22 protein-coding genes are annotated in these 23,854 nt (G+C 70.1%); 12 read left to right on the top strand and 10 right to left on the bottom strand.

What is annotated here, in order from left to right:
- Nucleotides 1-225 precede the first annotated feature (225 nt).
- From WME85_RS06745 to WME85_RS06735, 3 genes are read left to right on the top strand one after another with little or no spacing between them, the layout of a single operon-like run.
- On the top strand, nucleotides 226-1,746 hold the full coding sequence (locus WME85_RS06745; RefSeq protein ID WP_437836263.1) for a hypothetical protein: 1,521 nt from the start codon (nucleotides 226-228) through the stop codon (nucleotides 1,744-1,746).
- 18 nt (nucleotides 1,747-1,764) lie between these two features.
- Nucleotides 1,765-2,220 carry a hypothetical protein gene (locus tag WME85_RS06740; protein WP_437836262.1) on the top strand — a complete coding sequence of 152 codons (456 nt, stop codon included), beginning with the start codon at nucleotides 1,765-1,767 and terminating at the stop codon, nucleotides 2,218-2,220.
- 23 nt (nucleotides 2,221-2,243) lie between these two features.
- Nucleotides 2,244-2,657: a hypothetical protein gene (locus WME85_RS06735; protein ID WP_437836259.1), complete on the top strand. Its 414-nt coding sequence runs from the start codon at nucleotides 2,244-2,246 to the stop codon at nucleotides 2,655-2,657.
- Between the two features lie 121 nt (nucleotides 2,658-2,778).
- Here the strand turns inward: WME85_RS06735 and WME85_RS06730 are convergent, their stop codons facing one another.
- Complete coding sequence (locus WME85_RS06730) at nucleotides 2,779-3,288, bottom strand: chemotaxis protein CheX (RefSeq protein WP_437836257.1); 510 nt, start codon at nucleotides 3,286-3,288, stop codon at nucleotides 2,779-2,781.
- Between WME85_RS06730 and WME85_RS06725 the strand changes: the two genes are divergently transcribed.
- Nucleotides 3,281-3,451, top strand: a complete 171-nt coding sequence (locus tag WME85_RS06725) for a hypothetical protein (RefSeq protein WP_437836255.1) — start codon at nucleotides 3,281-3,283, stop codon at nucleotides 3,449-3,451. The genes WME85_RS06730 and WME85_RS06725 overlap by 8 nt on opposite strands.
- A 488-nt stretch (nucleotides 3,452-3,939) precedes the next feature.
- On the opposite strand, the gene WME85_RS06720 is transcribed toward WME85_RS06725, so the two are convergent.
- The 3 genes from WME85_RS06720 to WME85_RS06710 form a co-directional block, all read right to left on the bottom strand.
- Nucleotides 3,940-4,248: a hypothetical protein gene (locus WME85_RS06720; protein WP_437836253.1), complete on the bottom strand. Its 309-nt coding sequence runs from the start codon at nucleotides 4,246-4,248 to the stop codon at nucleotides 3,940-3,942.
- A gap of 14 nt (nucleotides 4,249-4,262) precedes the next feature.
- The gene (locus WME85_RS06715) at nucleotides 4,263-5,447 is read right to left on the bottom strand and encodes a hypothetical protein (protein ID WP_437836250.1); all 1,185 of its coding nucleotides are present in this window, start codon (nucleotides 5,445-5,447) and stop codon (nucleotides 4,263-4,265) included.
- 114 nt (nucleotides 5,448-5,561) lie between these two features.
- On the bottom strand, nucleotides 5,562-6,503 hold the full coding sequence (locus tag WME85_RS06710; protein WP_437836248.1) for an FHA domain-containing protein: 942 nt from the start codon (nucleotides 6,501-6,503) through the stop codon (nucleotides 5,562-5,564).
- A gap of 499 nt (nucleotides 6,504-7,002) precedes the next feature.
- Here WME85_RS06710 and WME85_RS06705 point away from each other — a divergent pair, with 499 nt between their 5' ends.
- The 4 genes from WME85_RS06705 to WME85_RS06690 are packed head-to-tail and all read left to right on the top strand — an operon-like array spanning nucleotide 7,003 to nucleotide 9,722.
- A complete protein-coding gene (locus tag WME85_RS06705; protein WP_437836247.1) occupies nucleotides 7,003-7,635 on the top strand; it encodes a fibrinogen-like YCDxxxxGGGW domain-containing protein in 633 nt (210 codons plus the stop codon).
- 48 nt (nucleotides 7,636-7,683) lie between these two features.
- Nucleotides 7,684-8,163, top strand: coding sequence for a hypothetical protein (locus WME85_RS06700; RefSeq protein WP_437836245.1), 480 nt, complete (start codon nucleotides 7,684-7,686; stop codon nucleotides 8,161-8,163).
- 45 nt (nucleotides 8,164-8,208) lie between these two features.
- Nucleotides 8,209-9,351 carry a hypothetical protein gene (locus WME85_RS06695; protein ID WP_437836243.1) on the top strand — a complete coding sequence of 381 codons (1,143 nt, stop codon included), beginning with the start codon at nucleotides 8,209-8,211 and terminating at the stop codon, nucleotides 9,349-9,351.
- A complete protein-coding gene (locus WME85_RS06690; protein WP_437836241.1) occupies nucleotides 9,348-9,722 on the top strand; it encodes a hypothetical protein in 375 nt (124 codons plus the stop codon). The genes WME85_RS06695 and WME85_RS06690 overlap by 4 nt, the downstream gene beginning before the upstream one ends.
- A 93-nt stretch (nucleotides 9,723-9,815) precedes the next feature.
- Here WME85_RS06690 and WME85_RS06685 read toward each other — a convergent pair whose 3' ends face one another.
- Nucleotides 9,816-10,940, bottom strand: coding sequence for an alpha/beta fold hydrolase (locus tag WME85_RS06685; protein WP_437836239.1), 1,125 nt, complete (start codon nucleotides 10,938-10,940; stop codon nucleotides 9,816-9,818).
- A gap of 355 nt (nucleotides 10,941-11,295) precedes the next feature.
- Here WME85_RS06685 and WME85_RS06680 point away from each other — a divergent pair, with 355 nt between their 5' ends.
- The 3 genes from WME85_RS06680 (at nucleotide 11,296) to WME85_RS06670 (ending at nucleotide 16,250) form a co-directional block, all read left to right on the top strand.
- Entirely contained in the window at nucleotides 11,296-12,018 is a 723-nt protein-coding gene (locus tag WME85_RS06680) for a trypsin-like serine peptidase (protein WP_437842251.1), read from the top strand.
- Between the two features lie 232 nt (nucleotides 12,019-12,250).
- Entirely contained in the window at nucleotides 12,251-14,428 is a 2,178-nt protein-coding gene (locus WME85_RS06675) for an alkaline phosphatase D family protein (RefSeq protein ID WP_437836237.1), read from the top strand.
- Nucleotides 14,429-14,525: 97 nt separating this feature from the next.
- A complete protein-coding gene (locus WME85_RS06670) occupies nucleotides 14,526-16,250 on the top strand; it encodes a DEAD/DEAH box helicase (RefSeq protein ID WP_437836235.1) in 1,725 nt (574 codons plus the stop codon).
- A 178-nt stretch (nucleotides 16,251-16,428) separates the two neighbouring features.
- Here the strand turns inward: WME85_RS06670 and WME85_RS06665 are convergent, their stop codons facing one another.
- The 5 genes from WME85_RS06665 to WME85_RS06645 form a co-directional block, all read right to left on the bottom strand.
- Complete coding sequence (locus tag WME85_RS06665) at nucleotides 16,429-16,647, bottom strand: hypothetical protein (protein ID WP_437836234.1); 219 nt, start codon at nucleotides 16,645-16,647, stop codon at nucleotides 16,429-16,431.
- A gap of 247 nt (nucleotides 16,648-16,894) precedes the next feature.
- Nucleotides 16,895-18,412, bottom strand: a complete 1,518-nt coding sequence (locus tag WME85_RS06660) for a right-handed parallel beta-helix repeat-containing protein (protein ID WP_437836232.1) — start codon at nucleotides 18,410-18,412, stop codon at nucleotides 16,895-16,897.
- A gap of 331 nt (nucleotides 18,413-18,743) precedes the next feature.
- Nucleotides 18,744-19,472: a putative quinol monooxygenase gene (locus WME85_RS06655; RefSeq protein WP_437836230.1), complete on the bottom strand. Its 729-nt coding sequence runs from the start codon at nucleotides 19,470-19,472 to the stop codon at nucleotides 18,744-18,746.
- Entirely contained in the window at nucleotides 19,469-20,401 is a 933-nt protein-coding gene (locus WME85_RS06650; protein WP_437836227.1) for a helix-turn-helix transcriptional regulator, read from the bottom strand. Before WME85_RS06650 ends, WME85_RS06655 begins: the two co-directional genes overlap by 4 nt.
- 44 nt (nucleotides 20,402-20,445) lie before the next feature.
- A complete protein-coding gene (locus WME85_RS06645) occupies nucleotides 20,446-22,086 on the bottom strand; it encodes a GMC oxidoreductase (RefSeq protein WP_437836225.1) in 1,641 nt (546 codons plus the stop codon).
- 278 nt (nucleotides 22,087-22,364) lie between these two features.
- Between WME85_RS06645 and WME85_RS06640 the strand changes: the two genes are divergently transcribed.
- The gene (locus WME85_RS06640; protein WP_437836223.1) at nucleotides 22,365-23,852 is read left to right on the top strand and encodes an aryl-sulfate sulfotransferase; all 1,488 of its coding nucleotides are present in this window, start codon (nucleotides 22,365-22,367) and stop codon (nucleotides 23,850-23,852) included.
- The last annotated feature ends 2 nt before the right edge of the window (nucleotides 23,853-23,854 follow it).

Genomic DNA, 23,854 nt, shown 5'->3' with positions numbered 1-23,854 from the left:
CGTGGTGCACCGATCGGGGAGGGACGCGATGCTCTCCACCTTCTTCGATAGTTCCTGTGTATGCTACCCGCGAAGGTCGCGAGTCCGCAAGAGCGCGTGCGACAGCACGCCGATCGCAACCGAGCTCTGCGGACAAGGGAGAAAGCAATGGTGATGGGTCGGAGTTCACAGCGGCGGGCGCGAGCTGGGCGCCTCGCACGCGCTTCGAGCGCTGCCATCGGAGGAGTGCTCGCCACGGCGTCGCTCGCGCACGCGCAGAGCCCTGCCCCGGCCGTCGCCCCGGGGGCGGCAGCCACGGAGGCGGCCGCGACGGGCGCGGCCGGCGCTGCGCCCGCCGCGGCCGGAGCGACCGCTGCGCCGGCGACGGGGGCGGCCGCTGCGCCGGCGACGGGCGCAGCCGCTGGCGCGCCCGCCGCGGCCGGAGCCGCCCCGGCGGCGACGGGAGCGGCCGATTCCGCGCCCGCCGCGACCGGAGAGGCCGCGCTCGCGGCGCGGCTCGCCGAGGCGGAGAAGCGTTCGGCGGCGCTGGAGAAGCGCCTCTCGGCGCTCGAGGAGGCGCAAGCATCACCGGCGGCAGAGGACAACAGGGAACTCTTCCGGATCTACGGGTTCATCGACGTCGGCGTCCAGCGCATGTGGGTGCCGAAGAACTCGGGCCTCGCGGCCGCCCTCCCGCAGGCGAATGCCCTGAACTTCGTGGTGGGGAACTTGAACCTCTACCTCGACGCGCAGCCGAGCGACCACTTTCGCTTTCTCGGGGAGCTGCGGTTCACGACCGCGCCCGGCGGCGCCCCGGTCCCGGTGACGACGCCGCTGCCGCCCGACGTGGTGTACCGGGTGGGCACGGCGCCGTACGGCACCTTCGACTCGACCGCCGTCGCGCTCGGCTCGCCGACCCTGTATGGCGGGCTCGTCTCGATCGAGCGCGCCCACATCGACTGGACGCGCTTCAACCTCTTCAAGGTGCGCGTCGGGCAGTTCTTCACCCCGATCGGCATCTACAACGTGGACCATGGGAGCCCGGTGCTCATCACCGCCGCCATTCCCTACTTCATCTCATCGCGCATCTTCCCCACGCGGCAGACCGGGCTCATGCTCTACGGCAGCGCGTTCGCGGGCCCGTGGGAGCTCGGGTACAACGCCTATGTGAGCAACGGGCGCAACGAGGACGCGCCGTTCGCCTTCGACGACAACCGCGGGTTCGGCGGCCGCCTGCACGCGAGCTACGAGGACCCCGGCAAGCTGGCGTTGAAGCTCGGGACCTCGTTCATCGCGAGCAGGGCCAGCGACTGGGTAGTCGATTACAGGCTCACCTCGTTCGAGCCGGACATCCACGCGACGTGGTCGTTCCGGGAGTACATCGCGGCCGGAGACGTCTCGCTCGACGTCGGGACGACGCGCCTCCGGGCGGAAGCGGCGGTCGTCCGTCAGGTCTTCGACGAAGGGAAGCGCCAGGGGGGAGCTCCGGACGCCTGGAAGACCTCCGCGTATGCCGTGGCGGCGCACCGGCTGAGCTTCTTGAACATGGAGCCGTTCGCCACGGGCGCCGTCCTGCACGCGCCGTTCTTCGGGCACGACACCATGTTTCAGTTCGGCGGCGGTCTGAACTTCTACATCACTCCGGACGTCACGCTCCGGACCCAGGTGCTGCACACGCTCACCACGGTCCTGCGCTCCGACAATCCGTACACGGGACCGGACTTCAACACGACGAGCGCGCTCGCCCGCCTGATCCTGGCCTTCTGAGAGAGGTTCAACGCAACCATGAAGCGTTTATCCCTTCTGCTCCTCCTGGCCCTGCTCGGCATGACCCCGACCGCGTCGTCCTTCGCGGTGGAGGAAGAGATCGTCGTCATCGTCAACCAGGCCAACCCTGCGCAGGCGGCGGGGCGCGACACGCTCCGCCCGATCTTCCAGACGACGCGAACGGAGTGGTTCGGCAGGTCGGCGATGCCCGTGAACCTACCCGAGGACTCCTCGCTGCGGCAGCGCTTCGACCTGGCGGTGCTGGGCCTCGATCCCGACGCTGTCGCCCGCTACTGGATCGACCGCAAGATCCGCGGCGGCGAGCGCCCGCCGCGCAAGGTGGCGACTCCGAACGCCGTCGTCCGCGCCGTGGGCGAGGAGGTGGGCGGCATCGGGTATGTCGGCGCTGGCGACGTGAACCCCTCGGTCAAGGTGATCGCGCGCATCCGCGACGGCCAGGTCGTGCCGCCGTGAGAACGTGGAGAGAGGAACGAACGATGGTCATTCACCGATCTCGCCTGATGCCGCCCACCTTTCATGGGGCCCTGGTCGTCGCCGCTGGCGTCATCTCCGCAGCGTTGCTGGCGGGCTGCTGGGACTCGGACCCCTGCGATCCGGGCCAGATTGTCTTCATGAACGCGTGCGTCACGCCGCTCCCGCCGGCCCCCGCGGCGGGCAGCAGCACCGGCACCGGCCCCGCGACGGGCACCGGTGGAGCCACGGGCACCGGCACCGGCCCCGCGACGGGCACCGGTGGAGCCACGGGAGCCGGCGGTGACGGCGGCGGCACCGGTGGCACCGGCGGCACCGGTGGCACAGGCGGCGCTGCCGGCACAGGCGGCGCTGCCGGCACAGGCGGCGCTGCCGGCGCTGGCGCCACCGGCGGAGCCCCCGACGCAGGTGGCGCCTAGAGCGGCGCTCACCCGCACAGGAGACGGGCCCAGATCGGCGTTTTCGGCGCGGAGGCGTACTCCAGTACGCCGAGCACCGAAAGCGCCGAGGTGGGCCCGTATCCGAAGCGGGTGACCGCCGCTAAAAGAGGATTACTTTGCCGTCGAGGGGGAGCGGGGACGCGTTCGAGAACACAAGGGAGCTGTCGTCGAAGTCGCCGCTCATCGTGACGAAAACGTCGCCCTTCAGCGTCCGGAAAGAATAGCAGAACTGCTGCTTACAGCTCCGGCTCCGGCGGTCCACGTCGCCCGGGCTGCGCAGCTGCGGCAGCTCGGTGTTGAGCACGATCTGGAACCGGGCGAGTCGGCTCTTGATCTTCCCCATGAGCTGGTTGGCGACCTCACGCATCCAGTCGCCGAACCCCTCGGGCATGGGCGGCAGCCCGGTCATGGCGCGAAACACGGCAGGGTTCGCGGAGAGCGCCAGCACGCCGGAGAAGCCGCGCGCGCTGAACTCGATCATGCTCGCTGGATCGGCGTGGGCGCGCGCCTCCTCGCGGCACTCGCCGGGATCCGCCGGCGCGATGGCGACACCGTAAAAATGAAATAGCTCGACGGTCGCCCCCTGAACGAGGATGTCGATCGTGCGCACCTTGCGCGAGGGAGGCGGCCGGGACGTAGGCGAGGACTCGCTCGGCGGGCCGGGACGCATCGACGAGGACGACGGCGGCGCGGGTCGCAGCGAGGAGATCGGCTCACGGCGTTCGGTGCTCGGGCGCTCATGGCTGCCGGGCTCCTGCCGCTTGCCGGAGTGACCATCCTGTGGGGTGCCGCGCCGAGGCATCATGATAAAAGCACAGTATAGCGCACCTGGGCCCCCTCTAGCAATGGTGTCGAGGGATAGAACCGCAAGCGCGTGATTTTTCGCGTGTTTCGCGTGCCCGCGTGCCCCGCATCCTACTTCAGCCGACACGCGCTGGTTGCACCCGGCGATGACGCGGTGCTCTACCACCCCGCATCTGGCACCCGGCATCTGCCGCTCGGCATCTGGCACCCGGCATCTGGCACCCGGCATCTGGCACCCGGCATCCGGCATCGCGATGCGCAGAGGATTGCGTTATCACGCGACCCCGAGCGCCTCTGGCAGGCTCTGTCATCGCGCGCGCATCACGCGCGCAACCGCTCGGCGAACCGTCCAGGCCGGATGAGGATGGCCGCTGGCGGGGACAGGGAGGCGGCGCGCGGGCCGCGGCCGGCGCCCGCGGCTGACGCGCCGCGGGATGCCGGCCGCCGCGAGCCGCCGCTAGACGCCCTGCGCCGGCATCGCGGCCTCTTTCACCCAACCGGCGTCCTCCGGGCTGACCGCGGCGCCCACGTACAGGGCCTGCAGCTTGCTCGGCCCGTTGTTCTGGATGTACACGGTGTTGCCCGCGGGCTGGAAGGTGTCCGTGTGGCCAGGCGCGATCTGCCGCGACTGCGAGATCACGTTGACGATGGTGATCTCGTACCGCGTCACCGCGCCAGGGGGATTGTTGGTATCGTAAATGTGCAGCGCGGAGCTCACGCGACCGAGCCCGTAGATCTGACCGTTGGGGGGAATGTCGACGACCATGGTGAGCCTCCTTTTCAGCTGAAGATCGAGGTGATGGGAAGGACGATGACGCCGAGGATCTGCGGGTTGCCCGCCTTGCACGTGCTCGTGATCGTCACGTTGCCCGAGTCGTCGAAGGTCGCCTCGTTGCTCCAGCCGCCCTCGCCGTGCGCCTCGAAGAAGGGCCAGACGCCCGCGCTCACGGCGGCCTTGAACTCCTCCTGGCTGCCCTGGGCGATGCCGGCGCTCGACTTCATGGTCATGGTGATGCCGTCGACGATCACGAGGGCCGCGGCGTAGCGCTGGAGGTTGCCGTTCGCGCCGAAGGTGCTTTCCCACGTGATCGCGTCGCCCGACTTCCAGACCGTGTTGTCCTTGTTCGCGTACCCCTCCCCGAGCGCGCCCGAGTTGAACCACGGGGTGTAGTCCCGCAGCACGGCGTCGCTGCTCTTCTGCTTGAGCGGACCGGCCTCCAGGGTGACCAGCTTGTCGAAGCTCACCTCGATGGAGAGCCCGGCCTCGATCACCTGCGACGTCCACTGCTCGTAGCTCGCGTTGCCCTCGCCGGCGAAGATGTCGAAGAGCCCCGACGCCTCGGTCTTCGCCCAGGTGTGCGAGACGTCGGTCGACTCGGTCTCGCTGTTCATCGAGACCGTCTTCGGCTGCGCCTTGTTGAGCGCCTGCTGGAGCTGCTCGTACGTGGTCGTGTACACGTACACGGAGGGGTTCTTGGGGGCGAAGCTCACCTGGATGAGCGTGTCGGCCGCGGTGGCGATCGGGTCCTCGAGCATGGTGGCGAAGTCGCTGATCGCCCGCTGCACCATGCTCTGCGGCAGGTTGGCGCTCGCCCAGGACGAGAACGCCTTGTACCAGCCGGCGTTGTCCTGGGGCAGCGGGCTGATCGTCTTCTTGTAATCGTTCCACTGCGTGTAATAGTCGCCCATGTCGGCAGCGAGCTGCAGCTGCCCCTGGGCGAGCAGCGCGCTGATGACGCCGACGTAGTTCTGGCTGAAGCTGCTGATCTGCCCCGGCTCGTAGAACGTCGACACCGACCGCGGCGGGACGGCGTCGAACATGCTCCAGAGCTGCTCGGACGTCGTCCCCACAGGCATGTTGCCCTGCACCAGCTGGAAGGAGCTCGGGTCGAGCTGCGCCTGCTGGGTGAGCACGTTGTACCACTGGCTGTTGAGCGCGTTCATGGCGTCTTGAATGGCGGACATGGTTTCTCCTCCCGTGCGCTCGCACGACGGGAGCGAGCCTGTCGCTCTCGCCGCGCCGCGCGTCGTGCGAGGGAGGTTTAAGGCGCCCGGCGCGACAGGACCATTACAACGGTCTTACGCGCCTGCCCTCGGATCATCCATGGGCGCGATCGCGAGCCGCTCCGTGCCCACGCGGAGCTGGCGGCTGCCGCGGCGCCGCTCGATCACCGCGGCCGCGCTGGTGAGGCCGGCGGCGCTCATCTCCTGGCGCACGCGGTAGATCTCGACGTTGAGCTTGTTCTCATCCATCGACAGCATCCGGCAGAGCTCGTCGACGAAGACCCAGCCGCGCTGCGGCGGGGCGAGCGCCCCCGCGTCGCGATCGCGGAGGCGCGCCCGCGCCAGCGTGAGCAGCATGTAATGGTGCGATCGCGGCGCGAGAACGCGCGCCTCGCCTCGCCGCACCACGGTGAGCTCCACCGCCTCCTCGTCACGGCTGACGCGGAAGCGGAGCTCGGCCTCGTCGATCCCGCCCGCGCGCTCGTTGGCGTCGGCGGTCGCGGTGGGGGGCGTGGGCAGGTGGAGCATGAACGCCTCGCCCCCGAGCTGCAGGACCTCGCCGTCGTGGGCCGGGCGCGACTGTCCCTCGATCTCCGCGACGAACCGCCCGTCCTCCATCTCGACGACGCAGGCGCGCGGGTCGTCCGCCGAGGGCAACGCGAGCAGGGCGCCGGCGCCGGCGAGGAGCGCGTTGTCCGAGAGGCGGCGCGCCATCGGCACGGGCGGCGAGGCGTCGACGAGCGTCCACGTGGCCTCCGGATCGCCGAACGCGAGCAGATCGCCCGCGGCGAGCGCCCTCGCGCTCCCGGCGGCGAGGCGCTCGCCGTTGACGAACGTGCCGTTCTTGCTGCCGAGATCGCGCACCGACCAGGCGCCGTCGCGGTACGACAGCCGCGCGTGCTCCGCGGAGGCGAGCCGCACCTCGAGCTGCACCGCGCAGACCGACGACCGACCCACGAGCGCGTGCGCCGCGAGCGCGGCCCGGATCGCGCCGCCCTGCTGCGCCAGGATCGCCATTGCGCGAGGCTAACATCGCTGGTGGGGCAGCTCCAGCGCCTCGGGTGATCCACCTCGGGCTCCCGCACGCGTTCCGCGGCGCGGCTTCGCCTACCACAAAGTCTGGGACCCCGACCTGGGCGGCTGGTGGCCCTCGCAGCCGGGCGGCCGCCCTCTGCGGTGTCCTCGAGCCCCGGCCATCTCGACGTCGTCGCCCGCGGCACCGACGGGAGCCTGCTTTACAGGTCCTGGAGCTCAGGCTCCTGGTGGCCCTCGCAGACAGAGTGGGCGACGCTCGCCGTCGACATCGGAGGCATCCCATCATCGTCAGCTCGGCGCCGGGCGAGCTCGACGTTCTCGTCGTCGGCTGCGACGCCACGCTCTGGCACAGGTCGCGCTCGCTCTGACCGGAACCAGCGGCGAGTGGAACTACGTCATAGCGGGTTACCGGTGCCGTTCCGGTGGACGCGTCATACGCCGCCGTGATGACCACGCTCCCCTCCTTGCGCCCCGTGGCGACATGCCGTTGAGCCTCGACAGTCTGTTCCAACGGATAGCCACACCGGGTGCGGGCGCGGGCGGGTGCGGTGCCGTTCCGCTCGGCTCCCCCACGGGCGTATACACTCTTGACCTGGGCGGGTCCGATCAACGGTCCATCGAGGTATACTGCGACATGGAGACGGACGGCGGCGGCTGGGCGCTCGTCTACAACAGCGTCGGCTCGGAGGATGGCAGGACGCTCTCGTTCTGGAACATCCCGTATGCCGATCGGCTCCGGTCCAAGGGGGAGCCGTCGCTCGGCGACAACCATTACCAGGGTGCCCTGTACCTCACCGGCCAGGAGTACCGCGACGAGGTCGTGGATCTCGACGGGACTGTCGCGGAGATCATGCGCGCGACCGCCGATGGCATCAACCAGGAGGACATGCACCTCATCCATCCGGTACGTCTCGCCGAGGACAAAGAAGTCTTCGATTCGCAGTTCGGCTCCGGGTGGGCCTCCGCGGACTTCGACGCCGACACGCTCGATGGCAACTGCGCCGAGGCGTACGGCGTCACTCAGCACTATGGGGACTGCTTCGTCTACAACCTCGGCGCAGACGACCAGGGCGGCGTGTACTTAGCATGGCTCCCCGCGGGCGGCGCCGCGTGATCGAGGTTCGCTCTTGCGGTTCTCCGGGAGAAGGCCCACCGTGGTGGGATGATGAAGCTCTCGCGCCTTGTGGGCCTCGCCGCCTTGCTCGCGGCGCCGCTGCTCGCCGCTCCGGCGCGCGCGGACATCGCGCCGCCCGACACCTGCGACACGCCGGGATCGAGCTGTAGCAATGCTGGCCCCGCGGCCGACGCGCCCGGGACGTGCACGACGCAGAAGTGCCAGCGAGCGGTGCCGGACCCGGACGGCGGCGTCACGACGGTCGAATACGACTGCAATCGGTGCATCGCCGCGGGCGGGAGCTCGACGTCGACCGGCAGCGCAGGCACCGGCAGCGCAGGCACCGGCAGCGCGAGCACCGGCAGCGCGGGCACCGGCAACGCGAGCACCGGAAGCGCGGGAACGGACGCGGCGTCCTCGGACGACGCCGGCTGCGCCACGAGCAGCGCCGCCTCGGGCGGCGCGATGGCCGGGCTGATGCTGCTCTGCGGCGCGGCGGCGCTCGCGGCCGCCCGCCGGCGCCGCTGAGCCGAGCGCCCGCCCGTGCGTGCGCTCGGTCCTCAGCCCGCGCGTGTGGCCAGCCTGCTCGAGCGCGGCGCCGCGCCGCTCGACGGCGCGCGGCGGTATGTCTTCGGCCTGCTCCGGCGGAGCGAGCTCGCGCTCGCGGTCGTGGCGCGCCCCGACCGCAGGATCGCGGCCCTCGCCGCGGTGAACGCGCTCGGCGCCTTCACCATGGCGGTGCTCGCGCCGAGCGCGCTCCTCGTGCTCGGGCCCGTCCTGCTCGGCGTCCTCCACGTCGCGGCCGACGTGCGCTACCTCGTGCTGCGGCGCGGGCTGCCGCCGTGGTGGCGCAGCGTCGTCTGGGCGGCCTGCGCCGCCCTGATCGGGCTGCGGGCCGCCCAGGAGCTCTTCGGCTCGGCGGCGACGCTGCTCCGCGCCGAGCACGCGCTGCTCGCCGCCTGGCTCGGCGCCGCGGTCCTCGCCGGCGCGCTCGCGTCGCGCGCGTGGCGGCGCGCCGCGCTCGCCGCCGCCGCGGCCGTGGCGCTCTCGGCGGCGGCGCTCGCCGCGCCCCGCGGCTTCCGGCTCGGGCTCGCGCACGCGCACAACCTCGTCGCGATCGCGCTGTGGCTCGCGCTCTTCCGCCGCCAGGTGCGCGCGGTCGCCTTGCCCCTCGGCCTCGTCCTGGCCGGGACCGCGCTCCTCGCGAGCGGCGCCACGACCTCGCTCACGCTGCGCGCCGGGTGGCTGGACGCCTTCGGGCTGCACCTCTTCCTGGCGAGCGACTGGCTCGCGCCCGGGCTGCCGACCCGCGCGGCCGTGGCGCTCACCGCGAGCTACGCGTTCTTGCAATCGGTGCACTACGCGGTCTGGTTGCTGCTCATCCCGCAGGAAGATGGCCCGGGCCAGCGGACGACCACGTTCCGCATGTCGGCGCGCTCGCTCCGGCGGGACTTCGGCGACGCGGGGCTCGCCGCGGTCGCGGTCGCCGCCTTCCTCGTGCTGCTCGGCGCGACAGGCAGCGCGCTCGGAACGCGCAACGTGGTCCTGTCGCTCGCCTCGTTCCACGGGTACCTGGAGCTCGCGCTGCTCGCGTACTTCTATGTCCGCGGCGACGTCGGCCGGGGCGCCGCGCAGCCACGCGCGGAGCCGGTCGGGGCCGCGCGCGCGGCGGAGCGCGGGCGGCCCGGGGTCGCCGCGCCGCCGGCCGCGCCATGAGCCGGGTGTTCACCGATCCGCTGGTCGCCGCCTGGTCGCGCGCGTTCGCGGTGACGCTGCTCGTCGAGCTCGCCGTCGCCGCGCCGCTGCTCGGCCCGGCGGAGCCGTCGCGGTGCCGTCGCGCCGCGCTCGTGGCCATCGCCAACGTCGCGAGCCACCCGGCGGTGTGGTTCATCTTCCCCGCCCTCGCGCTCGGCGCCACGACGCGGCTCGCGCTCTCGGAGCTCTGGGCGGTGCTCCTCGAGGTCGGCGTCTACCGGCTCGCGCTGCGCGACCTGCCCGCCCTGCGCGCCCTCGCCGCCTCGGCGCTCGCGAACGGCGCGTCGCTCGGGCTGGGGCTGCTGCTGCGGAGCGCGACCGGCTGGGTGTGAGCGGCGCGCGCCGGGCTCCGTAACGCTCGATGATCCTGTCGAGGATGGCCTCGGAGTCCTTGACGCTCGTGGACGACGCTCGCGTCGAGCGCGTCAGTCGTACTCCTCGCTCGGGAGGGCCTCTATCGACGTGCGCATGTAGTTACGCGGCGAATGGTCGCCCCAGGAGAACGGCACCCGCACCCAGCTCAGGGGGACCACGTCCTGGGTGAACCAGGCCAGGGCCCCGACGACGTTGCTGAGCCCCAGCGTGATCACCTGACGCGTGGCTCGGTCTCTCTTGATCCAGCCGGCGTCCGATGACTCGTAGTGCTGACCGAAGTGCTCGAAGCGTCCCATGGCATAAGGCGGCATACGCGGGACAATGTCCTTGTCGTAGACGTGGCGGAAGACCTTCTTGCCGAGGTCCTCTTTCATGATCCGCGCGAACATCTTGTCACCCACCATGGGCTGTCCGTACGTGTAGACGCCCCGGAGCCAGTTTCTCACGGTGTGGCGATCCTTCTCGAAGAACTGAGCGTCTGCTTTCGCGTAGACGAGAGCCGCGGCGAGCGCCGCCAGCGCTCCCCCCAGGCTGTGGCCGGTGATGTAGAGCGCAGGAAGCAGGTTCTTCTCCTCCGGGATGGCGTCCGCCGCTGCATCTGCGGCCGCGTGCGCGGTGTCGCCAGGCCGGGGCACATCGCACATGGCGAGAAACTTCTGCTGCGATAGCGCCAGCTGATGGCAGATCGAACGGTTATCCAGGGCAGCCTTGAGTAGCTCCTGGAGCAACGGCCACGACGACCGGAGGGCGCGATGGAAGCCGCCGTGGACGTTTCCTCCGGATGTGAAGGGCTCCATCCCGGCGCTCACGTCGGTGAGCCAGTTGATCGCGTTCCTCGGCTGCGTCCCCCCGAAGCTCAGGATGGTCAGCTTCCTGCCGGGGCTCTGGACCAGGATGGCGGAGGTGTCGAAGAAGAGCGCGTCGTTCGCGGTGACCAGCTCTACACAGTCGCACCCCTCCAGCCCACGGCGGGACATCATGGAGGCGAAGGTCCCCAGGTTCGAGTACGACCACGATGAAACGAAGGAGAGGGTCCGAGCGTGAGCGCGATCGTAGACGCCCTCCTCGGTCCTCAAAAGGCGGAGTATGTTCTGCTTGGACTCCTCGGAGATCGGCGTCCCTGATTCCGCACCCGTGTAGCCCATGCCCATCGCATGGATGCTTCTGACGATCATGGATCTTGGCTCCTCCTGGATTCGTGGGTCTGGTCGTCGCTGGCACGGCCATGTGCCCCCAATCGACGCTCAGTGCGTCCACGCCGCCTCGGCAGCCGCCCGCCGCGCCACGAAAGACGCAGCGCGAAGCCCTGCTCTCTCGAACGTTACATACGCACCTCCGCCCCGAGGCGCTCGTTGCCCGAACACCAGGGCGTCAGTCCGACGCCTACCAGGCAAGGGGCCCATTTCAATCTCGGAGCCTGACGCAGAGCGCTTTTGAATGCGTTCCGGCGCAGGCGAACCCTCGCCGGGCTGCGTCGCCACACCGCCCCTTCCGGCCTGAGAGAGTTATTTCGATTCCAGCCAGGCCTCGATCGCGGGCACTGGATGGTTCATCACCCCGCGCATCGTGATCACCGCTGGCCACTGCATCTACAGCAACAGCGCCCTGGGCGGCACCAGATTCGCAAAGCACATCAAGATCTGTGATGCCTTTGGAAATGAGATCGCACACCCGACAGCAGCGTTCAGCCAAGACGAAACGATCCCGTACCCGTCAAACTTCTTCGTGAAGAAGTCGTGGTACGAAAAGCTCGATGCAGGAGCGAGCGAGTACGACTACGGCGCGATCCTGCTCAAGCCTGCCGATATCAGATCTGGCCAGCTTCAGCGGAGCACCATCCCCTATGCGTTCATCGAGGATGGTGAGCTCGACGAGGGTCAGGTCACCGTCACCGGATACGCCATCGCCGGGTATCCTGCGGCTCCTGACGACAACTTCCCGCCCGAGCGCAGGCGCATGTGCTCCGACACCAAAGCCCTCCTCGGACGCGAGGCCAATCTCCTGCTCTACAGGGCCAGCACCGTCCAGGGGCAGAGCGGCAGCCCGGTATGCCTGATCCGAGACGGCCAGCAGGTCTGCGGCATCGGGATCCACACCGGTTATTCCTCGAAGCTCGGCCGTCCTGATGCGCCCGACGCGAACGTGGCAGTCCGGATCTCGCGCGATATGAAGGCCGAGCTGAGCACGATGTTCGAGGCGGTCGAGAGCGGGAGCGGCGAGGAGTGGGTGAAGGAGCGCTGGGATGAAGCGTGACCGGCGCGATGCGTGGCAGGAGAATGCTTGATGACGAGCAGCGCGACGCCGCCGCGTTGCTCGTCCCCTCGCCGGCCGACGGGCCGTGGACCAACGAGGCGAGCGTGGTGGATTCGGCCTTGACACTCTCGACCCCTGCGCGTCCAGGGGCGGCGCACCGCCGGGCGGCTCGAGCACGCGTACCCGCGGGGCTTGACACCGGTGAAAGTTCTACGATCTCCTGAGCGCCCCCATGCTGAAGCGCAGAGATTTCCTTCGAGCCACCCTCGTCACGGCCGGCGCGCTGGTCGTCCCGGCCTGCGGCGACCCCGAGGCCGTCAACCCGGTCATCCCCGTCGACACCGAGCGCGAGCTCACCGACGGCTCCGAGTTCTTCCCGCAGTCGGTCGCCTCCGGCGATCCTCGCCCCGACAGCGTCGTCCTCTGGGCCCGCGTGCAGGACGGCGAGGAGGACCTCGAGCTCGAGGTCGAGGTCGCGACCGACGCCGAGTTCACGCAGCAGGTGGCGCTCGACGCCGGACAGGCGCGGGTGAAGGCGCTCGCGAGGCACGATCACTGCGTCAAGGTGAAGGTCCGCGGCCTCGCGGCGGGCACGGTCTACCACTACCGGTTCATCTACGTGAAGGGCGACAAGGGCTACGTGTCGCGCGTGGGGCGGACCAAGACCGCGCCGGCCGCGGAGGCCGACGTCAAGGTCCGCTTCGCCTACGTGTCCTGCCAGGACTATATCGGGCGCTTCTACAATACCCACCTCGCGCTCGCCGAGGAGGAGCTCGACTTCTTCGTGCACCTCGGCGACTACATCTACGAGACGACCGGCGACCCCAGCTTCCAGAACACCACCGGGCGCGGCGTCGACTTCACCGACGAGGAAGGCAGCATCTCGCTCGGCGAGGGGGCCTTCCGCGCGGCGAGGTCGCTGAGCAACTACAGGGAGCTCTACAGGACCTACCGCTCCGACGCGAACCTCCAGAAGGTCCACGAGAGCTTCCCGATGATCGCCATCTGGGACGACCACGAGTTCTCGGACGACTCTCACGGCGCCACGGCCACGTACTCCAACGGCCAGGAGGACGAGACCGACGTGGAGCGCCGCAAGGCCGCGAGCCAGGCGTGGTTCGAGTACCAGCCGGTCGATTACGGCGACGACTTCGAGTATGATCCCGGCGCCTCGTTCCCGGGCGATATCCGCATCTACCGCGACTTCGTGTTCGGCAAGCACGTGCACCTGGTGATGACGGATCTGCGCAGCTACCGGCCGGATCACCTGATCCCCGAGGGCGCCTTCCCGGGCAAGGTGGTGCTCGATCAGGCCAAGCTCGTCGAAGAGCTCGAGGACGTCCCCGCGTCCGCCATGCCCTACGTGGAGGACATCGAGACCTTCAGCGACGGGATCTATGCGTCGGTCCTCGCCGAGGCCGCGGAGGCGGTCGGCTACGACGCCGCCGAGGTGACGGGGAAGGTCAGCGTCCTCTACATCAACACGATCGTGGCCAGCGTGAACGAGGGCCTGCCGGAGGAGACGCAGATCCCGCTCATCGCGGAAGAGGAGCAGGCGTTCCTGGAGCGGGGCATCGCGTACGTGGATCTCGGCAAGATCGGCGCGCACACCTCGATCGGCTCTCGTTACTTCGCGGCCAAGGACGCCGTCGATGTCTACGCCGCCATCCGTTACAAGGAGACGCAGGGCGCGAGCGAGGACGTGATGGGGGCCGAGCAGGAGTCCTGGTTCCTCGACACCATGGAAGGGTCGAAGGCGACATGGAAGGTCTGGGGCAACGAGTACTGCCTCCTCCCGCTCGCCATCGATCTCACCCCCTACAGCATCCCCGACCAGTTCAAACGTCGGTTCTACATGAACCTCGACGCCTGGGATGGCTTCCGCAACAAGCGGGACGAGCTCCTGGCGCGGCTCGTCGACGTGGGCAACGTCGTGGCGATCACCGGCGACATCCATGCCTTCTTCGCGGGGACGGCCGGCCTCAACGATGATCCCACGAAGAAGATCGTCGAGTTCGTGGGCGGCGCCGTCTCGTCGGCGCCCTACCGCGAGCTCTTGACCAGCCAGGTGGCCAGCGATCCGGTGCTGAGTGCGATCCCGGGGGCCGCGCTGCTCGCCGCCGGCATCGACGATATCCTCATGTCGACCGAGACGAAGATCAACCCGCACGTCGCCTACACCAACAGCAGTGCCCACGGCTACGTGGTGGTCGAGGCGAGCGGGGACGAGCTCCTCGTCGACATGCGGAGCATCGCCGCCGCGGAGGTGCAGACCGACTACACGACGAAGCGCGGCGATCTGAAGGTCAAGAGGAAGCGGTTCCGGACCCTCGCCGGGGAGAGCGACATCTACCTGGACGACGGAGGCACCTGGAAGCGCTGGGATCCCTCCAGGCAGATGTGGATCTGATCGCGCCGGGCGCGCGCCGGCGCGGCGGGGACCCACGCCGCGAGGAGCACGGGCAGGGGCTCCGGGCTATGCTGCCGCGACGCCAGCACGAGCGCGCATGACCAGCCCCACGACCGCCTCAGCGCCGATGAGCCCCGGCGCGCCCGCCCTGCGCCCGTACCAGCGCGCCGCCGTCGATGCCGTCCTCGCGGCGCGCAGGCGCGGCGTCCGGCGCATGGTCGTGTGCCTCCCCACCGGCGCTGGCAAGACGGTCATCTTCTCCCATCTCGCCCGCCTCGCCAGGCGGCAGGTCCTCGTCCTCGCCCACCGCGAAGAGCTCCTCTTCCAGGCCAAGGACAAGATCGAGCGCGCCCTCGGCGGACAGGCCACGGTCGCCGTCGAGCAAGGCGAGCTCCGCGCCTCGTCGGAAGCGCGCGTCATCGTCTGTTCCATCCGCTCGCTCCACGAGAAGCGGCTGGAGCAGGTCACCGGCGGCCGCGATATAGGCCTCGTCATCTACGACGAGTGCCACCACGCCCCCGCCGAGGACAACCGCCGCGTGCTCCGCCAGCTCGGCGCCTTCGACCCCGCGTGGACTGGCACCCTCCTCGGGTTCACGGCCACGACGGCCCGCGGCGACGGCAAAGGCCTCGACGACGTCTTCGAGGCGATCGTCTACAGCCGCAGCCTCCCCGAGATGATCGCGGACGGCTACCTCGCCCCCCTCACCGGCTACCGCGTCGCCACCGCCACCGACCTCTCCCGCCTTGACGGCGGCGGCCTCGACTTCGCGGCGGACGAGCTCGAGGAGGCCGTCGACCTGGAGGAGCGCAACGCGCTCGTCGCCCGCTCGATTCAAGAGCTCGCCCGCGACCGCCGCACCATCGCCTTCTGCGTCACGGTCGCCCACGCCAGGAACCTCGCGAAGGCGCTCAACCACCTCGGCGTCCGGGCCGGCTACGTCCACGGCGACATGCCTTCCGACCTCCGCGGCCGGATCCTCGCTGATTTCCGGGAAGAGCGCGTCCAGGTCCTCACCAACGTCGCTGTCCTCACCGAGGGCTTCGACGACCCTGGCGTCTCCTGCGTCGCGATGGCCCGCCCCACGCGCTCGGAGGGGCTCTATGCCCAGTGCGTCGGGCGCGGCACCCGCCTCCATCCCGGCAAGAAGGACTGCCTCATCCTCGATTTCGTCGACCTCTCCTCGCTCCAGCTGTGCACGCTCCCCTCGCTCTTCGGCATGCCCCGCGACCTCGATCTCGAGGGCAGGGACGCCGCGGAGGCGGGCCGCTTCTATCGGCAGATCGCCTTCGACTACCCCGGCTTCGAGGTCGAGGCGGGCCGCATCACCCTGCGCGAGATCCAGGAGCGCGCCGCGCACTTCGATCCCCTGAGCCTGCGCGTCGACCCGGAGGTGCTGGCCATCTCGCGCAATGCGTGGGCCTCGCTCGGCCGCTTCGGCCTCGCGCTCCATTTCGAGAGGAAGCCCGGAGCGATCAGCGAGGTCGCCGTCCTCGCCCGCGGCGGTCGCGGGAAGCGGTGGCATGTCCTCCTGGATGGCAAGCTGGTCGAGCGCTTCTCCACCCTCGAGGAGGCGGTGGCCGCCGTCGATTACGAGGTCGCGCGCCGCGGCCCCGCGGCCGGGGCCTCGGCGCGGCACGACGCGCCATGGCGCCGGGGAAAGCCCCCCGTCCCCCTGCCGGCCGAGCCCCCGCGGGGCCATCCCCCGCCGCGCACGATGGAACAGGCCATGATCCTCGCGGTGTGGGCGAGGGTCACCGCGCCGCGGGTGGTGGCCGGATTTGAACATGAAGGCGGGAAGGCGGGAAGAAAAGATCAATGATCTTCCTGCCTTCCCGCCTTCATGTGAATCACTCCGGGGCAAATTGGGCCACCACCGCGCCGCGCGAGGGGGGGTGAGCCGATCACCCCCGGCGGCGGCCGCCCCGGCCACGCCGTCGCGGGCCGCCCCGGCCACGCCGCCGCAGGCCGCCTCGGCCGGCTGTTGGACGGCGCCGCGGTCAGGCCTGCTCCCCGAAGGCCACGGGGCGGTGCAGGGCCGCGAGCATGCACTTCCTGGCGTGGCCGGCCGGCTCGCCCGGCCGCTGCGGCTCTCCGGTCACCCACACCATCGTCACCTGCGACGAGACGAACTGCCACCCCTCGCGCTCCGCCTGCTGCACCAGCGCGGTCAGCTCCTCGGCGCTGCCCGCTTCCACGAACTTGGTCTCGTATGACATGTTCCTCCTTCACCGCGCCTGCACCGCGCCCGGCGGCGGACCGTACGCCGGAGCGCGACGGGTGGGAAGGAGCGCTGTGGCGGCCTACCGAGCTCTGCGCGGCGAGCTCCTGATGAGGCCGCCGAGCATCCACTCGGCAGAACGGCGGATCAGGAGGTGAGCAGGGAGCGAGGAGGGTAAGGCCGAGCCTGTCACGCTTGCGCCCCTCGCGCCGTGTCTCGCGAGGGCGGCACGCGCGCGCCGCGCGCTACGGGGCGAACGCGCCGATCGTGAGCTTCGCGCCGTCGCTGCGCGCCATGGCCTTCTGGTGCGGCGAGTACTGGTGCTCGACCGCCGGGAGGCCGTCGAGCGCCGCGCCGCCGCCGACAAGCGGGCCGCCGGTGGCCGGGAGGAAGTCGTGACCGTCCACCGAGGTGAACGGCGGGTCGAGGCCGATGATCTGGCTGTCCAGGCCGTCCACCTCCCCGATCACCTTCGGGCCCGGGACGGGATCGAACGCCGTCCACCCCTTCATCACCCAGTTCCCGGCGAGGAGGAGGGTCCCCGCGGCCACGTCGTCGCGGTCCCCCATGAAGGTGACCGCGCGGATCTCGGTCGGCTCCTGGCTGCTGGCGAACACGTTGTTCCGGGCGTCGATCCGCTCGTCGTTGGTCGAGGCCTCGAACACAGCGGAGCGCTCGTAATCCTGGTACGTCTCGTTCTGCACGAACACGGTGTTGGCGAAGAAATGGAGCGTGCCCTTCCTGTAATTCTCGGTCTGACCGCTGTCCCCGCCATAGTGGACCATCGACGGGCCGTAGCCGGTGCGCAGGAGCACGTTGCCGTAGATGAACGTCTCGTGGAACGACGGCAGCGCGACCGAGTCGGTCGCCTCCTGCGCGTCCACGAGGTCGATCAGGTGGGCGCCGTCCTCGATCCAGTTGTAACGGATGACCACGCCGGCGGAGCGCTCCTTGATGTTGTTGCCGTTGCCGCCGCGCGTGGGGCCGAAGCGATTGAACTGGTAGACGACGTTCGAGGCTTCGTTGTAGACGTTGTGCTCGTTGTAATCGCTGAGGCTGCCGTTGTCGTGGATGTAGTTGGACTCGATGAGCACGTCCTCGGTGAGGATCTCCGCGCCGCCCGTGCCGATGAAGAGGCCGTTGGCGTTCTCGTGCACCTCGCAGGCGCGGATCGTCACGTGGTTGCCGCGCTCGACGAAGATGCCGGCCGCGTTGTCCGCGTAGGAAGCCGCGGAGCCGGCCTTGTCGGTGAAGCGGAACGGGGGCGATGCGTTCTTGATCTCGAGCCCCTCGACGGTGATGTGGCTGGGCGCGAGATCGTAGGGGTCGTCGTGCTTGTGCCCGATGATCACGAGCCCCCTCACCTGGTGGCCGTCGAAGGGGAAATCGAGCTCGGGCCGCGTCGTGGCGCCCTCGCCGTCGATCACCGGCAGCTCGCCGCCAGGCCCCGGGACGCCGCAGACCCGGATCGGCTGCTCCGCGGTCCCCTGGCCGCCGAGCATGAGCTTCTCGTGGTACCCCTCGGCGCGCCAGAAGATGCGCACCGTGTCGCCCGCGACGAGCGACTCGAGCGGGACATCGCCGATCGACTCGAACTGCTTGCCAGGGCCGACCTGGTAGTCCGTGCCGCTCCCCACATGGGTGCACTGGACGTGGATCGGAGGGATGTTGACGGGCGGAGGCAGCGGCGCGTCCTCACCGGAACCGGCCGTGAGCCCACCGATCTCGCCGTTGCAGCCGGCGGCAAGGAGCAACCCCGTCATGCAGGCTAGAAATCTCACAGAGGCGACCTCCTGATCTATTGCAAAGCCCTACTGGATTTTTACACACGCGAAGCTACGCTGGACTTCTTCGCGCGGCGGCGTGGGCTCTCCGCAGCGGGGCAACATGACACAGTGAGGCTCTTTGTCATCCGGCCAGACCCTGCTGTAGTGCCGAGATCCGCAAATCAGGTAGCAGGATGTAGCGCAGCGGCGTCCGATCACGCCCTGTCCGAGGAACGTCGCGAGCGGGCTGATTTCCCGGCCATCTGGACAGTGAGGGCGCAATAGTTCAACCTGACTTGATCAACGGGCCGGGCAGCGCAGCGGCCCGTCAGACGGCCGCCGGACCGCGCGACGCCCCGGGCGGGAGCGTCGCGGGTTCCTGGGATTCTTCGATCAGCTCCCGCAGCTGAGCCAGCTCCTGATCGACCCACCCTCGCTGCTCGTCGAAGGCCGCCTCCGAGCACCCCGGCGGCCGCTGGATGGTGAAGAGGAGCAGGCTCCCTGGGCCATGGCGCGCGAGACGCATGGGCATCCGCAGCTCTCCGCTACCTGTGTCGACGCAGTGCCACACCACGCCCGCGGCGGGGTCTGCCTCGTAGCGCAGGCGCACATCTCCCTGGGGAGAGCTCACGACCCAGCGCTCCCCCTCCTCTCGCAACCCCTGACAGAAGCGCGTGGCCCAGCGGGACAGGAGACGGATATCCGCGGCCAGACGGAACGCCCTGTCCAGGGGAGCGCGCGTCAAGGCGAGCGCGGTGTAGTGGGCGTCCCCGGGCTCGTGGCCCGAGAAATAGACCACCTCCAGGTGCTCCAGCACGGCCCTCATCCGCGGAAACCAGACGGCGCCGTGAGGCGAGCCGCAGTGCGCGGCCAGCGCCTCCCCGTCTCGATAGCGGTCCAGGACCACATAGCGCCCGGGCGCGCCATCCTTGAACAGGTCGTAACTGAGCGTGCCCGGCTCCTGGGCACGCACCGCGGCGGCGTGGCTCCTGAACATCGCCTCGAATTCCGCCTCGAGACCCGCCTTGGCCCGCGCGCGCTTGATGCCACCGATCATGCGTCCTCCTCTCGACGCAGAAAAGGTTGAGAGGCGACGGGCACACGGGCTTGAAGGATCTTGCGCGCGGTCGGCTCTTCTCGGAGGCGCCGGAGCGCCGACGGGCTACACCCGAACTCCCGGCGGAACGTGTTCGTGAAGTGGCTGTGATCGGCGAAGCCGAGGTCCAGGGCCAGCGCCGTCAGGTTCCGAGACCCCCCAAGGAGGCGCCCGAGGGCCGTGCGCAGGCGCAGGCCCAGCACGTAGCGGTGGATGGGCAGACCCGTGGTGGCCCGGAAGACGCGGTGGAGGTGGAAGGGGGAGCAGTCCAGGGCCTGGCCCAGCTGGATCAGGTCCGGCGGGTCGGTCAGGTGGCGGGAGAGCAGCTCCGCCGCCCCGTGGACCAGGTCGCGATGGCGGCGCTGCGTGGCCGCGTCGCGGCGGCGGCAACGGGGCTCGCTCCCTGCCGCCCGCAGCGCCGCGTCCAGCAGGTCGAGGGTTCGCTCCTGGATCCGCAGCGGATCGCCGGGACCCTGCTCCAGCTCCGCCACGAGGAGGTGGTGGAGCAGGTAGGTGCGACTGTCGGCCGGAGCATCGGACCGGGTGAAAGGCCGCGCCGGCCGCTCCGCGTCGCCGGCGTTGTGCCAGGCCACCACCTGGCGCGTCAGATCCTCGGAGAGACAGAAGATGGTGCAGCGATCGCCGCCGTCCACGAGGTGACGCACCCGGCCGACCTCACCGGCGTTGTTGAAGAGCACCCGGTGGGGGTCCACCCACAAGCTGCGGCCCTCGGTCTCCTTGAGGAAGCTGCCCCGCCGGACAAACGCGAAGTCCGTGCTCGCGGACGCCTCTTCGGGCGCCGGGTGCTGCCGCCCGCAGGCGCATTCAAAGTCGAGCACGGTCAGCGCCGGAGAGGCATGGAGCGCGCGTACCTTCTGGGGGAGATCCACCGCCCGAGCGTACTCGAGGACGACCAGCGCGGGCCCGCGATCGGTCAGCGCCGCGCGCGCTCCGAGGGCGCCGCCGCCTCGAGAATCCGGGACGCCCCGGTGAAGGCGGGGTTGTCGCGCTTGAGGGGCATCCTGCTCATCGCCCGTTCGGCCATGGCGGTGATCGTGAGCGACGGGTTCACGCCGAGGTTCGAGGGCACCATCGAGCCGTCGACCACATAGAGGCCCTCGTGGCCGAACACCTGGTTCTGCTCGTCGATCACGCCGTGCTCCGGATCGCGGGCGATGGCGCAGCCGCCGAGGATATGCGCGGTGGTCGGCACGTTGAGCACGGCCTCGTTGATGGCGTTGCGCGGGGTGCCGTTCATCAGCGCGCCGAGCCGCTTGCCGACCTCGTTGGCGATGGGGATGTACGCCGGCGGCCTGGGCTGGTCGGGCGGACGGTGGGTGGTCATGCCGCCGCGCTTCCATACGAGCTGCATGTAATTGTCGACCGTCTGCATCACGAGGAGGATGGTGGACCGGCGCGCGAACTTGAAGGGCAGGAGCCCGAAGAGGAGGTCAATCGGGCGCAGGAGCCGCCGGCCGAGCCAGCGCAGCCAGCGCGGCAGGCCCGGCGTGTCGTCGGTGAGCACGGTGCCGAGGGCGCCCATCACGTCGGAGCCGGCGGGGTAGCGCACCGGCTCGATGTGCGTGCGCGCGTCAGGGTAGATGCCGCTCGTGATCGCGATGCCACGGGAGTAGTCGACGCGGTCATCCTTGGCGGTCACCCCGAGGATGACCTCGCTGTTCGTGCGCACGTAGTTGCCGAGCTGCCGGGAGAGGCGCGGCAGTCGGCCCTCGGCCCTGGCCTGGAGCAGGAGCTTCACCGTGCCGAGGACGCCGGCGCTGAGCACCACGCCGCGCGCCCGGAGCTTGCGGCGACGCTTGTTGAACACCGCGGTGGAGCGCTCCAGGGTGAGCTCGTAGCCGCCGCCCGGGAGCGCGTCGACGGCGGTGACCATCGTCTCGGGCTGGATGGTGCAGCCCTTCTTCTCGGCCAGGTAAAGGTAGTTGAGGTCGAGCGTGTTCTTGGCGCCGTAGCGACAGCCCACCATGCAACCGCCGCAGTGGACGCAGGTGGCGCGCTCGGGCCCCTCGCCGCCGAAGAACGGGTCGGGCACGCGCTGCCCCTCCTGCTCCCCTTCCCTCGCGAAGAGCACGGCCACGTTGGTGACGTGAAACGTGTCCCCGCGGCCCATCTCGTCGGCGATCTGCCGGAGCTGCCGGTCCGCCGGCCAGAGCTTCGGGTTCGCCGTCACGCCGAGCATGCGCTTCGCCGTCTCGTAGAAGGGCATCAGCTCGTCGCGCCAGCTCGTGCCCGCCGGCCAGCCCGGGTTGGTGAAGGCCTCGGGCGGGGGCACCAGCAGGGTGTTCGCGTACACCAGCGAGCCGCCGCCCACGCCCGCGCCCGAGAGGATGAGCGTGTCCCGGAGCAGGGTGAGCCGCTGGATCCCGTGACAGAGCAGCCTGGGCGCCCACAGGAACTTTCGTAGGTTCCAGTTCGTCCTGGGGAAGTCGTCCTTGCTCCAGCGCTTTCCGCACTCGAGGACGGTCACCCGATAACCCTTCTCGGTCAGGCGCAGCGCGGAGACGCTGCCCCCGAAGCCAGAGCCCACGATCGCGAAGTCGACGTCGAAGTCCATCCGCACCTGCTTCTCGGGGCGAAGTATCGTCCAGCTGGCCCCCGGCGCCTATGGCCGGATGCAGGCTGGCCGCCCGCTCGCCCGCTCGCCCGCTCGCCCGCTCGCCCGCGGGCGTGGTGCTCCCTGGCCAGCGCCGGTGCTGCCGGGCTGCTCCCTGCGCAGCAGCGTCGAAGCCGCGAGGCCTGGCGCGGCGCCTTCGCCCGAGGCGCCCGCCGCGGGTACGCCCCGTGCAGCGAGCGACCCGCCGCGGCGGCGCCGCCGGCCGGGAGACACGACGCATGGGCCATCCGACCATCTACCCCACCGGGGTCACCCTCTATGACCCTGACCGAAGCTGGAACGGCTACACCATCTTCCAGGCCCCGGGCCTCGGCGCGCTGCTCATCGACATGAACGGCCGCGAGGTGCAGCTCTGGAAAGGGCTGCACGGGTTCCCGAGCAAGCTCCTGCCCGGCGGACAGGTGTTCGGCAGCACCGGCGAGCGCAACCCGCAGCACGGGACGCAGGACCAGATCGACCTCGTGCAGGTCGACTGGGAAGGCAACGTGGTGTGGCGCTTCGACCGCCTCGAGTACATCGCCGATCCCGGCGAGACGCCGCACTGGTTCGCGCGCCAGCACCACGACTTCCAGCGGCAAGGCAACCCGGTCGGGTACCATGCACCTGGCCAGGAGCCGCTCGTCGACAGGGGGAGCACCTTCCTGCTCGTGCACGAGAACGTGCGGAACTACGCGATCTCCGAGCACCCGCTGCTCGACGACAAGATCATCGAGGTGGACTGGAAAGGGAACATCGTGTGGCAGTGGCGCGCCCACGAGCACTTCGAGGAGCTGGGGTTCGACGAGGAAGCGCGCGCCGCGCTGCGCCGCGACCCGAACCTGCGCGCGCCGGGCGCGGGCGCCCTCGGAGGCGCGAACGCCGCCGCGGCGGGGATCGGCGACTGGCTGCACATCAACTCGCTGTCGCTGCTCGGGCCGAACCGGTGGTACGACGCCGGCGACGAGCGCTTTCACCCCGACAACCTGATCTGGGACGCGCGCGAGGCGAACCTCATCGCCATCGTCGACAAGAAGACAGGGCGGATCGCGTGGAAGCTCGGCCCGCGGTACGACGGGAGCGAGGCCGAGCGCCGGCTCGGCTGGATCATCGGCCAGCACCACGCCCACCTCATCCCGCGCGGGCTGCCCGGCGAGGGCAACCTCCTCGTGTTCGACAACGGGGGCTGGGCCGGCTACGGCGCCCCCAACCCCGGCGCGCCCAGGGGGCTCAAGACCGCCCTGCGCGACCACTCGCGGGTGCTGGAGATCGACCCCATCACGCTGGAGATCCGCTGGCAGTACACGCCGAGGGAGGCGGGGTTCGTGATGCCCCTCGACGCGTCGCGCTTCTACAGCCCGTTCATCAGCAGCGCCCAGCGGCTGCCGAACGGCAACACGCTGATCACCGAGGGATCGGACGGCCGGATCTTCGAGGTCACCCCGACCCACGAGATCGTGTGGGAGTACATCAGCCCTTACTGGCGCAAGCCGCCGCTCAGCCTGAACCTGGTTTACCGCGCCTACCGCGCGCCGTACGGCTGGGTGCCGCAGCTGCCGGCGCCCCGGCAGACGCCGGTGCCGCGGCTCGATGTCGCCACCTTCCGCGTCCCGGGCGCGGCGCCCCTCGGCCGGGACCGCGTGGTCGAGCTCCGGGACGCGCAGGGGTACGCCGCCGACGGCGATTTCTGCGTGGCGACGGCCGACGAGAGCGGAGCGACACGCCCCTGAGT

Origin of the sequence: Sorangium sp. So ce1153 (genome assembly GCF_051521595.1) — a bacterium.
GTDB lineage: Bacteria > Myxococcota_A > Polyangia > Polyangiales > Polyangiaceae > Sorangium.
Note: the sequence above shows the minus strand (reverse complement) of the source record. Positions and strands in the feature narration are given on the sequence as shown.

Coding starts and splice junctions, on each gene's coding strand:
- WME85_RS06740 (WP_437836262.1), top strand. CDS start 1,765: ATGAAGCGTTTATCCCTTCTGCTCCTCCTGGCCCTGCTCGGCATGACC.
- WME85_RS06735 (WP_437836259.1), top strand. CDS start 2,244: ATGGTCATTCACCGATCTCGCCTGATGCCGCCCACCTTTCATGGGGCC.
- WME85_RS06720 (WP_437836253.1), bottom strand. CDS start 4,248: ATGGTCGTCGACATTCCCCCCAACGGTCAGATCTACGGGCTCGGTCGC.
- WME85_RS06715 (WP_437836250.1), bottom strand. CDS start 5,447: ATGTCCGCCATTCAAGACGCCATGAACGCGCTCAACAGCCAGTGGTAC.
- WME85_RS06710 (WP_437836248.1), bottom strand. CDS start 6,503: ATGGCGATCCTGGCGCAGCAGGGCGGCGCGATCCGGGCCGCGCTCGCG.
- WME85_RS06705 (WP_437836247.1), top strand. CDS start 7,003: ATGCCGTTGAGCCTCGACAGTCTGTTCCAACGGATAGCCACACCGGGT.
- WME85_RS06700 (WP_437836245.1), top strand. CDS start 7,684: ATGATGAAGCTCTCGCGCCTTGTGGGCCTCGCCGCCTTGCTCGCGGCG.
- WME85_RS06690 (WP_437836241.1), top strand. CDS start 9,348: ATGAGCCGGGTGTTCACCGATCCGCTGGTCGCCGCCTGGTCGCGCGCG.
- WME85_RS06685 (WP_437836239.1), bottom strand. CDS start 10,940: ATGATCGTCAGAAGCATCCATGCGATGGGCATGGGCTACACGGGTGCG.
- WME85_RS06675 (WP_437836237.1), top strand. CDS start 12,251: ATGCTGAAGCGCAGAGATTTCCTTCGAGCCACCCTCGTCACGGCCGGC.
- WME85_RS06670 (WP_437836235.1), top strand. CDS start 14,526: ATGACCAGCCCCACGACCGCCTCAGCGCCGATGAGCCCCGGCGCGCCC.
- WME85_RS06665 (WP_437836234.1), bottom strand. CDS start 16,647: ATGTCATACGAGACCAAGTTCGTGGAAGCGGGCAGCGCCGAGGAGCTG.
- WME85_RS06660 (WP_437836232.1), bottom strand. CDS start 18,412: ATGACGGGGTTGCTCCTTGCCGCCGGCTGCAACGGCGAGATCGGTGGG.
- WME85_RS06655 (WP_437836230.1), bottom strand. CDS start 19,472: ATGATCGGTGGCATCAAGCGCGCGCGGGCCAAGGCGGGTCTCGAGGCG.
- WME85_RS06645 (WP_437836225.1), bottom strand. CDS start 22,086: ATGGACTTCGACGTCGACTTCGCGATCGTGGGCTCTGGCTTCGGGGGC.
- WME85_RS06640 (WP_437836223.1), top strand. CDS start 22,365: ATGGGCCATCCGACCATCTACCCCACCGGGGTCACCCTCTATGACCCT.